The sequence below is a fragment of the Psychrobacter sp. SWN149 genome, from assembly GCF_015864565.1.
Classification (GTDB): Bacteria; Pseudomonadota; Gammaproteobacteria; order Pseudomonadales; family Moraxellaceae; genus Psychrobacter.
The window spans coordinates 40,733-56,382 of record NZ_JADYWX010000009.1 but is presented as its reverse complement, the minus strand read 5'-3'; the positions used below and the strand labels follow the sequence as shown (position 1 = coordinate 56,382).

Annotated in this window: 13 protein-coding genes; 5 read left to right on the top strand and 8 right to left on the bottom strand. The window is 43.3% G+C overall.

The window, feature by feature from the left end; translation table 11 throughout:
* Positions 1–30 precede the first annotated feature (30 nt).
* Complete coding sequence (ureG, locus tag I6E86_RS13105) at positions 31–720, top strand: urease accessory protein UreG (RefSeq protein WP_197177835.1); 690 nt, start codon at positions 31–33, stop codon at positions 718–720.
* A 71-nt stretch (positions 721–791) separates the two neighbouring features.
* Positions 792–1,544 (top strand): HupE/UreJ family protein, encoded by a 753-nt coding sequence (locus I6E86_RS13100; RefSeq protein WP_197177834.1) that lies wholly within the window; start codon positions 792–794, stop codon positions 1,542–1,544.
* Between the two features lie 259 nt (positions 1,545–1,803).
* On the opposite strand, the gene tig is transcribed toward I6E86_RS13100, so the two are convergent.
* Together tig and rdgB are read right to left on the bottom strand one after the other, a co-directional pair.
* Positions 1,804–3,147: a trigger factor gene (gene tig, locus I6E86_RS13095; protein ID WP_197177833.1), complete on the bottom strand. Its 1,344-nt coding sequence runs from the start codon at positions 3,145–3,147 to the stop codon at positions 1,804–1,806.
* 408 nt (positions 3,148–3,555) lie between these two features.
* Positions 3,556–4,218 (bottom strand): RdgB/HAM1 family non-canonical purine NTP pyrophosphatase, encoded by a 663-nt coding sequence (gene rdgB / locus I6E86_RS13090; protein ID WP_227680657.1) that lies wholly within the window; start codon positions 4,216–4,218, stop codon positions 3,556–3,558.
* 539 nt (positions 4,219–4,757) lie between these two features.
* Between rdgB and I6E86_RS13085 the strand changes: the two genes are divergently transcribed.
* Complete coding sequence (locus tag I6E86_RS13085; RefSeq protein ID WP_197177832.1) at positions 4,758–5,387, top strand: superoxide dismutase; 630 nt, start codon at positions 4,758–4,760, stop codon at positions 5,385–5,387.
* 88 nt (positions 5,388–5,475) lie between these two features.
* Here the strand turns inward: I6E86_RS13085 and I6E86_RS13080 are convergent, their stop codons facing one another.
* From I6E86_RS13080 to I6E86_RS13055, 6 genes are all read right to left on the bottom strand, one after another.
* Entirely contained in the window at positions 5,476–6,216 is a 741-nt protein-coding gene (locus I6E86_RS13080) for an SDR family oxidoreductase (protein WP_197177831.1), read from the bottom strand.
* 209 nt (positions 6,217–6,425) lie between these two features.
* Entirely contained in the window at positions 6,426–6,938 is a 513-nt protein-coding gene (locus tag I6E86_RS13075; protein ID WP_197177830.1) for a hypothetical protein, read from the bottom strand.
* Between the two features lie 227 nt (positions 6,939–7,165).
* Positions 7,166–7,942: a hypothetical protein gene (locus I6E86_RS13070; protein ID WP_197177829.1), complete on the bottom strand. Its 777-nt coding sequence runs from the start codon at positions 7,940–7,942 to the stop codon at positions 7,166–7,168.
* A gap of 81 nt (positions 7,943–8,023) precedes the next feature.
* Positions 8,024–9,193 (bottom strand): metal-dependent hydrolase, encoded by a 1,170-nt coding sequence (locus I6E86_RS13065; RefSeq protein WP_197177828.1) that lies wholly within the window; start codon positions 9,191–9,193, stop codon positions 8,024–8,026.
* Positions 9,194–9,288: 95 nt separating this feature from the next.
* A complete protein-coding gene (locus I6E86_RS13060; protein ID WP_197177827.1) occupies positions 9,289–10,107 on the bottom strand; it encodes a DUF72 domain-containing protein in 819 nt (272 codons plus the stop codon).
* 70 nt (positions 10,108–10,177) lie between these two features.
* Positions 10,178–11,224: a polyprenyl synthetase family protein gene (locus tag I6E86_RS13055; RefSeq protein ID WP_197177826.1), complete on the bottom strand. Its 1,047-nt coding sequence runs from the start codon at positions 11,222–11,224 to the stop codon at positions 10,178–10,180.
* A gap of 728 nt (positions 11,225–11,952) precedes the next feature.
* Here I6E86_RS13055 and fadB point away from each other — a divergent pair.
* Positions 11,953–14,112 carry a fatty acid oxidation complex subunit alpha FadB gene (fadB, locus tag I6E86_RS13050; RefSeq protein ID WP_197177825.1) on the top strand — a complete coding sequence of 720 codons (2,160 nt, stop codon included), beginning with the start codon at positions 11,953–11,955 and terminating at the stop codon, positions 14,110–14,112.
* Positions 14,113–14,343: 231 nt separating this feature from the next.
* Positions 14,344–15,516, top strand: coding sequence for an acetyl-CoA C-acyltransferase FadA (gene fadA / locus I6E86_RS13045; RefSeq protein ID WP_197177824.1), 1,173 nt, complete (start codon positions 14,344–14,346; stop codon positions 15,514–15,516).
* The last annotated feature ends 134 nt before the right edge of the window (positions 15,517–15,650 follow it).

The window sequence follows — 15,650 nt, the reverse complement described above, 5'->3', positions numbered from 1 at the left end:
TTAATATACAAACTGTTTTAGGAATTCAATATGTCTCTAACTCCGCTCAAACCAAAAAACTCTCAATCTATATCAGACTTACAGACTGATAATGACCGCCAAAATCAGCCCTCTGCTTTATCGTGCCTACGCCTTGGCATTGGTGGCCCTGTTGGTAGTGGTAAGACCGCGTTGACGTTGCGTTTGTGCCAAAACATGCGCGACACGGTCAATATGGCAGTAGTGACCAACGATATCTATACCAAAGAAGATTCAGAGTTTTTGACCCGTAATGATGCTATGCCTGCTGAGCGTATTCGCGGTGTAGAAACAGGTGGCTGTCCGCATACCGCTATCCGCGAAGATGCGTCTATTAATCTGACGGCTATTGCCGAACTGCAAGCGACTTTTAAAGACTTAGAGATGATTATCATCGAATCAGGTGGTGATAATTTGGCGGCGACGTTTAGTCCAGAGCTGTCTGATTTGACCCTATACGTTATTGATGTTTCAGCAGGCGATAAGATACCTCGTAAAGGTGGGCCGGGAATTACCAAGTCTGATTTATTGATTATTAATAAGACTGATCTTGCACCTATGGTAGGGGCTTCGCTAGAAGTCATGGCAAGAGATGCCAAAAAAATGCGCGGTGACAAACCTTTTATCTTTAGCAACATGAAAACAGGTGATGGGCTAAATGAGATTATCGCCTTTATCAAAGAGCAGGGCATGCTTGCTTAGTCAATAGAATCTCACTAACTATGAACAACAAGCTACGAACAACCAAATTATTAATATTAAGGAGCACTCCCATGACAGCCTCTACCAATACAAAAACTATAACAAAGACGCATTTTTCACAGGCTTTATCCGCTCGTAATATAGTGGCTGGCTCAACGGTGATGACCTCATTAATGTTACCGTCATTGGCTCAGGCACACTCAGGCCATATCCATTCAACGACTGCGCACACATCATCGCTGTTAGGCACGTTGCAAGCAGGGCTGATGCATCCACTGACTGGCTTTGATCATTTGTTTTTAGCAGTCGGTATGGGTATGTTGTTTTATGGACTGCAAAAGCAGCGCTTGGGTATGATGTCGTTGGCAGGAGGACTATCACTGGGAGCGGTATTAGCGACTATCGGTGCTTTGGTAGGTGGTGCTGCGTTTGGTTCGGCCGCTAGCATGGTTGAGATGGCGATACTATTGTCAGTGGCGGTATTGGCATTTGTATTAATGGGGCAATGGCGCGGAAAAGCCGCATCATTGAATACGTCTGCATCGAGCACGGCAACTACAAGTGACGTCCCATTACTGAGTATGACTTTTGGCGGCTTGGCAGTATTTCACGGTATGGCACATGCGATGGAATTGCCAGCACAGGTTAGCGTATCAGGTCAGTTAGGTTTTTATGCTGGTATGATGGTTTCTATGTTGGGGCTATATGCGGTTGGTATGGTGATCAATCAGCAGTTGCAACAGCGTCTCGGCGGTCATTTTTGGTTCCAACGTGGGTTGGTGGTGCTAGGTCTAGGGGTAGTGTTCATTCCTGTTTTAACCTAAATATAGTCAATCCTCTATAAAAGAGCTACAGCGTTAACCTCGCTTGAAGTATCACATATACATCTGCACTCGGTTGCCTTGTATCTCTTTTAAATTGAATCAACTATAGAGTATCAGTTTCTATTACATGATTTAGCTATTCACTGAGTTCGTTATATTTACCCATAAAAATACGGCCCCAATCGATGATCGGGGCCGTATTTTTATGAGCCAAAAACGTGAGTGCTATCTAACTAAAGTAGATAGCGCTCAGTTTAGACTACATGCCTTGCTGCTGTTGTTGCTGAGCAGCTAGCAAGTCTTGGTAGCTCACTTCTTTGTCAGTTACTTTACCTTGATCGATTAGATAATCAACCACTTGGTCTTCTAGTACAACAGACTCAATGTTCGCGCGCTGTTGCTTATCAGTGGTGTAGTACTCGATCACTTCTGCTGGATCTTCGTAGTTTTCAGCCGCTTCTTTGATGAACGTCTCAACGCGTGCTTGATCTACTTCTAAGCCTTTGGTATCGATAACACGAGCAACGATGATACCAAGACGGGCAGCACGTAGCGCTTGCTCTTCAAATAGCTCATTTGGCAGCATGTCTTTATCGAAGCTATCAGCATTCGCACCGAACTGCTGAGAAAAACGTTGCATCATCATGTTGCGTTGACGCTCGATTTCTTGCTCTAGCATCGCGTTTGGTACGTCAAACTCATTCTTTTCTAGCAATGCATCAAAAGTCGCTTGCTTAACTTGGCTACGCGCAGCGTTTTTGATTTCGCGTTCCATGTTTTTACGTACGTCGTCTTTTAGTTTTTCAACGCCGCCTTCTTTTACGCCGAATAGCTCAAGGAACGCATCGTCGATTTCAGGTAGCTTAGATTTTTCAACCAATTTTACGTTGATTTTGAACTGAGCTTCTTTACCAGCTAAGTTTTCAGCTTGGTAATCTTCTGGGAAAGTCACTTCGATAACTTTTTCGTCGCCAGCTTTCATGCCTTTGATACCCGCTTCAAAGCCAGGAATCATTTGGTTGCTACCGATAACTAGTTTGAAGTCTTCAGCAGAGCCGCCTTCGAATTTTTCGCCATCGATAGAGCCTTCAAAGTCAAAAGTCACTTGGTTGTCTTTCGCAGCCATGCCTTTTTTCTCAACGAATTCTTCACGTTGCTTTTGTAGGTTTTCGATCATGGTGTCAACGTCAGCTTCATCAACCTTGGCAGTATGACGCTCAACTTCGATCTCATCGATACCTTGTACGTCTACTTCTGGGAAGATTTCAACAGTCGCTTGATAAACCAAGAAATCATCTTCAAGTTTTACGTCGTCGATGTTAGGCATGCCAACAGCGCGAATGTCTTCAGATTTGATCGCTTCAAAAACAGTATCACGGATCACATCGTTGATAACTTCTTGTTGAATGCCAGCACCGTACTGAGAGCGGATGTGTGACATAGGGACGTTACCTTTACGGAAACCGTCAATCTTGGCAGTTTTCGCAACTTGGCGAATACGGCCTTCGACTTTATTTTGAATTTTTTCGACAGGTACTTTAACTGTCAATTGGGTTTCTTTGTTAGATAGCTTGTTGGTTGTGACTTGTAAATCTGTAGCCATGTTAATTACACCTTTAGGATTAGATAGTACTTAAAATTAAGCAGTACTTAGGATTAAATGGTAATAGACAAACCGAGCCTCAAAATACGGGCGTGTACAACGGATTGCCGTTGGAATAAATAGGGGATAATGATAGCCCGCAACGTCCATATCAGTGTCAGTAGCAATCGCTGCCAGCACAAAATATAAAACCGCTGAGGTTGTAAATGCTATCAAATATCAATAATAAACCGTTAATGCACCGCATAATAACGCTTTTTGGTGAATTATACAGACATATAACGGTTTTCGACAAAATTTTTAAAAGTAGAACAGTATAATCTATCTGATTATTAAAGTAAAAATTATCTGTTTGGTGTCATGTTTCCTTATGTTGCTCACCTTTATAAGCGCACTTATTAAGGACACTTATAAAGGCAGTTGTGCCAATAGCTGCTGAATGGCCTGACCACGATGGCTGATGCTGTTTTTATCAGCCGCGCTTAAGCTGGCTGCACTCGCTTGCAAGTCAGGTAACCAAAACAATGGATCATAACCAAAGCCGCCGTCACCATGCGCTGTCTCTGAAATCTCGCCATGCCACAATCCTTGGGCGATGATTGGTAATGGATCATCAGCATGGCGCACCATTGCCAGTACACAAACAAACAACCCTTTAATAGGCTCGCTCGCGTGCTCAGTACGGATAGGCTGCAAGTCAGCGATGAGCTTGGCGTTATTCTTACTATCGTTACCATGCTCACCAGCATAGCGAGCAGAGTAAATTCCCGGTGCGTTACCAAGTGCAGGCACACACAGTCCTGAGTCGTCAGCGATAGCAGGCAATCCGCTGATATGGCTAGCATGACGCGCTTTGATAATGGCGTTCTCAACGAAGCTCAAGCCGTCTTCGATGGCATCTTCGATATCGAGTTGACCTTGCGGGATGATGGTCACCTCTAGATTGGCCTCAGCGAATAACCGTTTAAACTCAGCCAACTTGCCTTTGTTATTACTGGCGAGCACCCATTGGGTACTTGGTGCTGATTGTGTGGCGCGTAGGGGAGTGTCGATGGTGTTTGTGTTGGTCATAGTGTCTTTCCATTAAATGATTACGTAGAGTCTGGTTAATTTAGCTTTTATTTTTAGTGTCTTTTACTATGTCTATAAATCTAGCTGACCGTCATATTTGCAGTAGTCATTGATGTCTGTGAGGTAGCTTGGGCTATCCGCTAATACATAGCCAATGGCTATACTGATTGTACGGTCTATAACATTTGGTAACTGATACTTTTGGTCATTGTTGCTATAATACTCGCCAAGCTACAGCAAGTTATATCCTGTAACTTTTGAATATTTAATTAATAAATGCTTATGAAGTCAAACACTTGGCTTTTAAGCAAAGAATAATAGCAAGCAGTAACCGCTAGGTTCATTTTGGATTCATAATAATACGTGATATTGTATTGAGCAGTACCGTGTATCAAGCAATAATATTCGTTTCAAACAATAAACTCAGCCAATTTAGTCCGCTATTTTATAGTGTTTTTTGCGGTGTAAAAATAGCGTAAAATTCAGTTTCTATAATCAGTTTTATAAACTAACGGCTAAACAGCAAGGATAAAATAACTATGTCAAACATTACATTGCCAGAACTACCATATGCAAAAGACGCACTAGAACCACATATCAGTGCCGAGACGCTAGAGTATCATCACGACAAGCATCATAATGCATACGTGACCAAGCTTAACGAGTTGCTACCAGGTTCTGGTCTAGAAGACAAAACTTTGCCAGAAATCATCCTAGCAACTGCTAACGATGACAGCAAACAAGGTATGTTCAATCAAGCAGCTCAAGTATGGAACCATACGTTCTACTGGAACTGCATGACGCCAACAAACGGCGGCGGCGAACCTACTGGCGATCTAAAAGCTAAAATCGAAGAAGATTTCGGTAGCTATGACAAGTTCCGTGAAGAGTTCAAAAACGCAGCATTGACTCAGTTCGGTTCAGGTTGGGCATGGCTAGTCGCTGATAAAGTCGGTGGCAAACTGTCTATCGCTAAAACTGCTAACGCTGATACCCCACTTGCACATGACCAAATTGCTGTATTGACTTGTGATGTATGGGAACATGCTTACTATATCGATTACCGCAATCGTCGTCCTGACTATGTAGACACGTTCCTAGACAAACTAGTGAACTGGGACTACGCAAACGCAAAATATAAAGGTCAAGATGCTGGTGTTGAAGAGTAATCTTTAACCACTAAGTATTTGATTGATAAAAAAGGACACCGCGAGGTGTCCTTTTTTTGGCTTGATAATTCTTAATAGAACAATGATATTACGCGATACCGCCGTTAGCACCAATATTTTGCCCTGTGACCCAAGTGGCTTCTTCACTCACCAAAAATGCCACCACACGAGCGATATCGACTGGCTCACCGATACGGTTGAACGGTGACATGCTAGCGAGGCTTTCTACCGTGTCATCTGCTTTACCTTCATGGAACAGCTCGGTATCGGTAGGGCCGGGAGAGACTGCATTGACCGTAATTCCTCGCGTGCCAACTTCTTTAGAGAAAATTCTGGTCAGCTGATCAACTGCACCTTTGGTAGCACAGTAGGTGCCGTAACTAGGTAGCAGCATACGAGTAGTTGTACTTGAGAGGTTTACAACACGGCCGCCGTCATTAAGTTTAGTCGCCGCCTCACGCAATGTATTAAACGTGCCTTTTACATTGATAGCAAATATACGGTCAAAGTCTTCGTCTGTGGTCTCGGCAATGGGTTTATTGATCATTATGCCTGCGCTGTTTACCAAGATATCTGGCTTGCCAAACGCATCAATGGTGGCATCAAACATCGCTTCGACTTGCTTGGCATTACTGACATCGGCTTGCACAGCGATGGCTTCACCGCCCGCCGATTTAATTTGGTTGACGATATCATTGGCTGCTGTGTCATCGTTTGCATAGTTAATAATTGTTTTGGCACCTGCTGCCGCAAGTAATATAGCTATCTGTGCCCCAATGCCTTTTGATGAACCGGTTACAATCGCGACTTTATTTTTTAGTGTTTTCATTATTATTCTCTCTATTATGGTGGATAAATATCAGAGTGCTTATATTGCATTTTGACTAATAATTTTTAATTAACGATACAGACATTACCAGTGTGCAAAGACAATGAGTAGAGCGGTTACGTATAATTATTTTAGGATAAGCTTATCCATTGTGTCTACGTAGATGCAAAGCATAAAGGTTAAGAGGTTGGCGTTGAAAGCCAGTCTTTTTAATCTCCAATAACCCATTCGATAATTTTTTTCTTGTATTCTTCTTCTGTATAATTTGGTAAAGGCTCTTTATTCAAGATAGATAATATGGTTGAGATTAAATAATCTCCAACTGCAATTTGAACTATTAGTGATGAAATATGTGTTTTGAAAACACATTCGTCAATTTTAATATCTAAACAGCCAGTAAGGTCAATCGAGAGGTTATGAGCTACTTCATTACGAGCTTTACGTGCTATATGAAGTATATCTTTTGCCTTTTTTTCAATAGGTAAGAATTCAATATTATTATTAAGTGTTGAGAATTTCTTGTACAGTAATATAATAAAGTCGTTGTAATCATCTTCAGGTAATAAAGATAATGGAGCTATTTTAAGTTTTAGAGATTTTGCAACGATATCGCACAAATTATCAAACCTTGTAGACATGATGAGGGAGCGCCCTAAAATAGCGTGTAACTCTTCAGTATTTTCAGTTAGCTCAAAATCGTCAATAAATATATCTGGGCTCATATAGCTTTCCTTTAATATATATGGTTTAGACTTACGACACCTCAAAACAAAATTCCCCCACTGCATGCCTCAGCATCACAATCTTATAATAAGCATGCACCTTAGTGTTTTCAAAGAAAATATATAACGTATCAAAGTTCTGATTTTGATTAGCAATCGCTTGCACCTAGTATTGTCTCAGCCTCGCTATAACGATAAATATGATTGTCAGTAGTACTCGAGGCAACCTACCAATATTCAGCACCGAAAATCTGATTATCTCCTAGTGAGTCCATTGAATCATCTGTTATTTCACTAGCTTTTTCTATTAGTTTTTCAAATAACTTCTGCTCTTTAGGATCCAAATAATATCTTGTAATAACAGTTTCGTAGTCAGCAGGGTAATATAAAAATGCTAAGTAATGGAGACAAATCTTTTCTTTTTCATAAGATAATATAAGCTCAAAGCTAGATTCGGACTCTACCCCATGTAGATACAAGTAGTCTCCTACTTTACATTTTTCAAGGTCTTGAACGTTTTCCCAAGTTGACGCCAAATTATCTTTATATTTTAGAAAATAGGGCACATAGACACTTTCTGTTTCATGAATGTTGACAAAGTAATCAATTAGCCTTGTACGACTCACAACATGAAAGTCAAAAAAATACTCACGATTCTCGTAGTTTGAAGTGGCATTGTATAAATCACCTTCTAATACATAAGATTTTAGGATTTCAGAGGGTCTTTTTTCGTACCAACCATTAAGCTCTGAATGTGGTGGTAGCCATAAAATGTATGCTTTTCCTTCTTTAGCATAGTTTTCATTTTCATCAAGTTTTATAGAGTAGGTTTTACCTACTTCTGGTAATAAGCCTTCTAGCGCTATCACTTCTTCCCAGCTTTCATCCCAGCATAATTTTGACCACTGCATCGTTTGCAAAAGCTGAATAGCCTTTATTTGGTTATGTTCTGGTTCTTTATTAGACTGAAAAAACCCAATCAAATTTGCTAGCTTTATCGACATCACAGCACCTCAAATCTAAATTTCCCTAATGCCTTTCTAGGGATCGTATGTAATAAGCATGTGTTTTATTCTTAGCCAGCATTAATCTTCATCAACCAAAACCCAACCGCTATCTATATCCACAACCGACTCATCGAACACTCTTACAAATCCTTGCTTCACCAATTCAATGCGCGATACTTCGAGTTCATCATCCGTTTTGACAATGGGTGCGTCTATAGGTGTAATCGATTGCCACGGCAACGTTTGTACTGTTTTATTAGCCAATACAAAACTAAAAAATGCGGTGTCGCCCGCCATCATACGTAGGTCATCAACGACCAACTGGATGTCTTGCTTGTTTGGCTCGGCAGCGTCATCAAGCATTGTTTGAGTTCGGTAGCCTGTCCAATCACCAGAGAACCAATCCAGCCTGTGTGCATAGGGCTGGCTCGCGGTTGGCAGGTTTGCACGTAGCATCTGCGAGTTGTCATACTGCGTCAGATAGCGATACTCAGGCAAGCGACTGTCTAAAACGCTACCGCGTATTTCAATCAATCTATTTTGATCGTCTTCAGCGACCGTACGCCACATCAGGATAGTCGGTAGCACAGGCATGGTTTTGATACGGGCTATATTGTCTATTTTGGCAGCCGCTAACGTTTGCTCAGCTTTGTCTTGCGCGTAATATTTTAACCCTAACGAAAGCATCAAATAACCACTACTGATAACCAACATCCAAATGGCAAACCGTTGACAGTGGACTAATACACCAGTTTTAAAAATACCAAGTTTGCTGCCTTTTATCAGCCCTATAATCATGACGATGAGCAGTGGCAACGTATATAGTGGATCGATGATGAACATCGAGGCAATGCTAAAAGGCGTCAGCGCTAATGACTCTTGTAGCGGCCACAACAATTGCGTGCCATAGACCGTGAAGCTGTCTAAAATTGGATGGGTCGTGAGCGCTAGCGTCATGGCCGCTGCCAAGCGCGCAGTGGAGTAAGGCAGTGGCATGTTACGCCATGCATGATAGCGGCTAATCAGCAAAGCGCCTACGATGCCGACTGCCGTCAGGACAATTAGCGAATGACTAAAACCGCGGTGATACGTCATATTGCTGATGGGATCAGGATAATTTATTAAGACATCCAAATCGGGCAAAGTGCCCAGCATGGCCCCATATAGATAGGCTTTGCATCCTTGGTATTTACCCAGTACCGCACCTTGTACACTAGCGCCTAAAACAATCTGACTGAGTGAATCCATGGTTATCTACTTATATGGTTTTTTATTTGCTTTTTTATTTGCTTTCTTATTTGAGTGTGAGTAATGATTGACTGTCACGCAAGACAGTTTCTGGTTTAAAGAACCTCAAAATGGTGAGTGGATAAAGCTTCACGCAGCATCGCAATATTATAATAGGCATGTGCTTTAGTGGTGTTTTGAAAGAAGATATAGAGCGTATCAAAGTGCTGATGCTGATTGGCAATCGCTTGAGCCCAGTCCTGCATCTCCGCCTCACTATAACGATAATCATGACGGTCAGCTGCGCTCATCGCATCCCACCAGTTTAGATTATTGCCATGCATGCGCAGATAGCCAGTGCGTTCGGTAAATATCAATCGTGACGGTGGTAATCCGCTGACCTTTGGGTAATCAACGCTGCACCAAATGAGACCTTGCTGCCGAAAGCTATCGACCACTTGCGGCGTGTGCCAAGCGTTATGACGAAACTCAATGGTGAGTGGGTAGTCTTGAAACCAACTGACAAGCTCTGCCAGATAGAGGCGATGCTCACGAGTACGATCAAAGCCGTGTGGGAACTGGAGTAATAAGGGCGCTAAAGCATTTGCTTCGATAAGTGGAGATAAAGCGTTTAGAAATGCTTGTGCATGCTCGGCAGTGCCTTTGCGTGCATGAGTAAAGTCTTGATGCAGCTTAACGGCGAACTTTAACTCGCTGTCGGCTTGTACATAAGCTTTATCAACCATACCAGCAAAGGCCTTTTGTCCAATAGGCGCATAGAAGCTGCTGTTGATCTCCACTGCGCCATATTGCTTGGCGTACTCACGTAAAAAGTCGGTCTTTTTTGTGCCAGTAGGATACAGCGTACCGAGTAGATCGGTATCGCTATAGCCACCAGTGCCAAGGTAAATACGCGGGGTAGGGTTACTGTCCATGTTGACCACTCACTGCCGTTTGGGTAATAAAGTTTGCTACGATATTTTTTGTCTTCGGCTATTCGCTAAACTATTTTTTACGCGACCATAGCCATTCAATTAATGCCAATAGCGCGTCGTTGTCTGTGTCAATGTTGTCGGTACTACTGCTCAATTCACGCATAATCGCTGCGCGCCCGTCATTAAACAGCGATTGTGCATAGTCGGTCGCCTTATCAACGCCCATAAATTTTACATAGGTAGATTTGTCCAGTTTTTCATCGCTACCAGCAGGCTTGCCAAGATTATCGGTAGAGGTGGTCACATCTAAAATATCGTCCTGAACTTGAAAAGCCAGACCAATGTGTTGGGCGCACTCTTGTAGTGCCATGCGCTGCGGAGCCGTCGCGCCAGCACAGATGCCGCCCATGAGCATGGCCGCTTCAATCAATGCGCCTGTTTTGTCACGGTGAATGGCTTCCAAATCGGTTTGTGTGATGCTGTCACTGGCTTCTGCATTGAGATCTAGCATTTGACCTGAGACCATACGTCTGGCACGCGGCGCAAATATTGCTATGAGCTGGCTTGCGATAGCCGTATCGAATGGTGCAAAAGTGGGCATCTCTGCGGTCAATACTTCAAAGGCGAGCGTTTGTAGCACATCCCCTGCTAGCAGCGCTGTCGCTTCATCAAAAACGATATGAGCCGTTGGCTGACCACGGCGCAGCTCGTCATCGTCCATACACGGCAAGTCATCATGCACCAACGAATAAGTATGCAGCAGTTCTACCGCCAATGCGGCACGGCGCGCCATATCATAGTCTGAGTCGTTTTCTAATAGTGACGCTAAGTCATCGCTGACTGCAGTGTCTGTATCAAACTTATTATCAACATTCTTATCACTGTGATCATTCACGTTGACAAAAGCACTGGCGACCAACAGTGGACGCACCAGTTTACCTTGTCCAGTCATGACATAGCGGCAAGCATCGACTAGTGGGCTGGGGAGCTTGGCATAAGCAAACAGCACGTCGATATCTTGCGCCAATTGCTCGCGCACCGTGCTATGAAATTGTTCATTATTATCGAACGATATAAAGCCAAAAGGAGTAGGGTTTAGCGTAGAAGAAACAGTCATAATCCAACCATTTATAGGGATACAGTTTATAGGAATGCAGTAAAAATTATCAGGGATAAGGTAAAAACGACATTAGTGTAGCATGATAGAGCGTATGGCTTATGTGTGACAAAGTATCAATCGATTGTTTTTTGCGACTGTTTTTTGCGACCGTAATATTCCAACAATCTCTCGTTACCTATCATTGATTTCACTGACGGATTGAATGTGTTCTGATAAAGGCGTATGTTTGATGGTTGCTGCTATTATTTATGCGCTGCTAGACAATATTTACCCAAAGCCTGATAGTGCCGCGTTTGATTTGAGTATACAAACATTCACTAAAACACTTTGCGCACAAGGTAAATGCTTACAGGTGATTTAAGAGTGACTTGTGAGTATGGCATTAGCTTGTGACAGTAAGGGGCATAATCCCCTACACTAATTGACGTGGCAATGGTCTGGTAATGACAGTAATTGGTGTTAGGCTGTATCTCAGCCAGTATTTTTTATCAGTACCTGCACCAATAGTATATAAACAAAGCGCCATATGATGTCATGCAAGAGACGCAAAATAAGTGCATCATTATGAGCGCTGGATAATAAAGACATCTTCACTGGTGCGCTCGTTATATGTTTGTCTTTATAACATGACAAGCGCACCGTGCTATTACCCATTTTACTAACAGTAACTGGCTATTTATTTTAATTCAAAACGTAGCTTTCGTTATAATAGAAAGGAGTTCCACATGGTATACCAAGGAAATCGCATCACGGTGACAATGCTAGAGGATGGCATCGCCAATATGCAGTACAACGCCGAAAATGAGAGCGTGAATAAATTTGATGCCGAAACCAACAAGCAGTTTGGTGAAGCGGTCACCGCTTTAGAAAAAGCGGACGACGTAAAAGGTCTTATCGTTACTTCAGCCAAAGGCGTGTTTATCGCTGGTGCTGACATCACAGAATTTGTGGGTTCTTTCAAAAAATCAGAAAGCGAGATCAAAGATTGGGTCGTTCATGTCAATGACGCTTTCAATCGTTTTGAAGACCTGCCATTCCCGAAAGTTGCTGCCATCAATGGCGCTGCGATGGGCGGCGGTTGTGAGATGACCTTAGTATGTGAATACCGTGTCATGAGTGACAAAGCGATCATCGGTCTACCAGAAACCCAATTGGGCATCTTCCCAGGTTTTGGTGGCACGGTCCGTAGTACACGTATTATTGGTATCGATAATGCACTTGAGCTTATCGCGACTGGCGCTCCTAAAAAAGCACTAGCAGCACTAAAGCTAGGCTTGGTTGACGCCACCGTTCCTGCTGATGACTTGCAAGATGCAGCGATTGACTTGGTCAAAAAATGTATCTCAGGCGAGCTTGATTGGAAAGCAAAACGTGAAGAAAAACTGTCTCCAGTTAAGCTAAACCAGCTTGAGCAAGCCATGGCGTTCAACAGTGCCAAAGGTGCTATCTTCGCTAAAGCCAATCCTAAGCAATACCCAGCACCAGCGCTAGCAATCGAAGCCATTGAAAAACACGTTAATTTACCACGTGATAAAGCGATCGAAGTAGAAGCGGCTGGTTTTGCAAAAGCGGCTAAAACGCCACAAGCAGAAAGCTTGGTTGGTTTGTTCTTAAACGATCAATTGGTTAAAAAGTTAGCAAAACAGCATAGCAAATTAGCACATGAAATCAATGAAGCCGCCGTATTAGGTGCTGGTATCATGGGTGGCGGTATCGCTTATCAGGCAGCTAGCAAGGGCTTGCCAATCATCATGAAAGACATCAAGTCTGAGCAATTAGATCTTGGTATGGGCGAAGCCAGCAAGCTACTAGGCAAAATGGTCGATCGCGGCAAAATGACCCCAGCAAAAATGGGCGAAACCTTAAGCCGTATCCGTCCAACGCTTAACTATGGTGACTTTAGCGAGACTGACATCGTTATCGAAGCGGTAGTCGAAAATCCAAACGTGAAGCGTGCGGTATTAAAAGAAGTAGAAGGCTTGGTTAAAGACGATTGTATCCTAGCGTCAAACACCTCGACCATCTCTATTACCTTCCTAGCAGAAGCGCTTGAGCGTCCAGAAAACTTCGTCGGTATGCATTTCTTTAACCCAGTACATCGTATGCCATTGGTAGAAGTTATCCGCGGTGAGAAGTCATCTGAAGAAGCGGTTGCGACCACCGTTGCTCTTGCAACTAAAATGGGCAAAGTGCCAGTTGTGGTCAATGACTGCCCAGGTTTCCTTGTAAACCGTGTTCTGTTCCCATACTTTGGCGCATTTGACTTGCTACTTAAACAAGGTGCTGACTTTGCTCATGTTGATAAAGTCATGGAAAAATTCGGCTGGCCAATGGGTCCTGCATATCTAATCGACGTCGTCGGTCTAGATACAGGTGTACATGGCGCAGCAGTGATGGCTGATGGTTTCCCTGATCGCATGAAGCCTGATTATAAAGGTGCTATTGAGCTTTTGTATGAAAACAAACGCCTAGGTCAGAAAAATGGCGTTGGTTTTTATAAGTATGAGATGGACAAACGCGGCAAGCCAAAGAAAGTCGCTGACGAAGCCACTTATGAGCTACTAAAAACCACGACTGATAGCGAAAAGCAGACGTTTGACGATCAAGCCATCATTGACCGCACCATGATTGCATTCTGCAACGAAACTGTTCGCTGCCTAGAAGACAACATCGTGAGCACGCCAAGCGAGGCCGACATGGCGATGATCATGGGCGTAGGTTTCCCGCCATTCCGTGGTGGCCCTTGCCGTTATGTCGACCAAATGGGTCTAGATAACTACTTGGCACTATGTGAAAAATACGCATACCTTGGCAAAGCCTATGAAGCGCCGCAAAAAATCCGCGACATGGCAGCCGCTGGCGAGACTTTTTACTCAGTCGCTTAATGAACATACCGTATTAGGATAAGTGTGGTACGTCTACTAAAAGAGAAATAGTAATGGATATATCGATATTTTCTAAACGTAGACGTACTGTTTTAGCCAGTTTATGTCAGATTTGATAAACGGCATCAAGCGTCAAGATACATGACACATCATGATTGACGCTCGATGTATAAATCATAGCGCTGGCATAAACTGACTACACTGACAATAAAAATTGAAAAGGAAGATAGTATGACAACTTTAAGTCCAAAAGATGTGGTCATCGTAGATGGCGTACGCTCGGCAATGGGCAAAACCAAAAACGGTATGTTCCGCCATGTACGTGCTGATAGTATGTCAGCTGAATTGGTACGTGCCTTAGTAGAACGTAATGACTTTGATGCCAATGACATCGAAGACATTATCTGGGGCTGTGTGAACCAGACGCTAGAGCAAGGCCTAAACATCGGTCGCAACATCGGTCTGCTAGCTGGTATTCCAAAAACGGCTGGTGGCCAAACGGTCAACCGTCTGTGTGGTTCTTCTATGCAGGCACTTCATACCGCTGCGGCGCAAATCATGACCAACCAAGGTGATATCTTTATCATCGGTGGTGTTGAGCATATGGGCCACGTCGGTATGATGCATGGTGTTGATCTAAACCCTGCTGCTTCTAAGCATTATGCAAAAGCGTCAAACATGATGGGCTTGACTGCTGAGATGCTGGGCCGTATGAATGGTATCACTCGCGAAGAGCAAGATGCTTTCGGTCTTGAGTCACATCGCCGTGCATGGGCTGCAACTACCGAAGGTCGTTTTGACAATGAAATCATCGGTATCGAAGGTCATGATGCTGCGGGTCGTCTGCAACTGTGCACGGTTGATGAAGTAATTCGTCCAGATGCAACGATGGAGCAAATGCAAAAGCTACGTCCAGCGTTTGATCCAAAAGGCGGCACGGTTACTGCCGCTACCTCATCTGCATTGTCTGATGGTGCATCTGCGATGCTAGTCATGAGTGCACAAAAAGCCAAAGACCTAGGTCTAAAGCCACGTGCTCGTATTCGTAGCATGGCTGTTGCTGGTTGTGATGCTGCTATCATGGGTTATGGTCCTGTACCTGCGACCCAAAAAGCACTTAAGCGTGCTGGCATGAGCATCAGTGACATGCAAACCATCGAGCTAAACGAAGCATTTGCAGCTCAAGGCTTGTCAGTACTGAAAGCGTTGAACTTGACCGACAAGCAAGACATCGTCAACATCAACGGTGGCGCGATTGCATTAGGTCATCCACTAGGGTGTTCTGGCGCTCGTATCACGGTTACCTTGCTAAACGCAATGGAGCAGTCGGATACTGAAATCGGTCTAGCAACGATGTGTATCGGTCTTGGCCAAGGTATTGCTACTATTATTGAGCGTGTCTAATATTGTCATCACTGATGTAAACAATATTATTTGAATGCTCAATGATTTGAATATGCAATAAGCAGCTACTTGCTAATAAATAAAACCTCTAGTCATCATGGCTGGAGGTTTTTTTATGGGTAACTCAATACTTA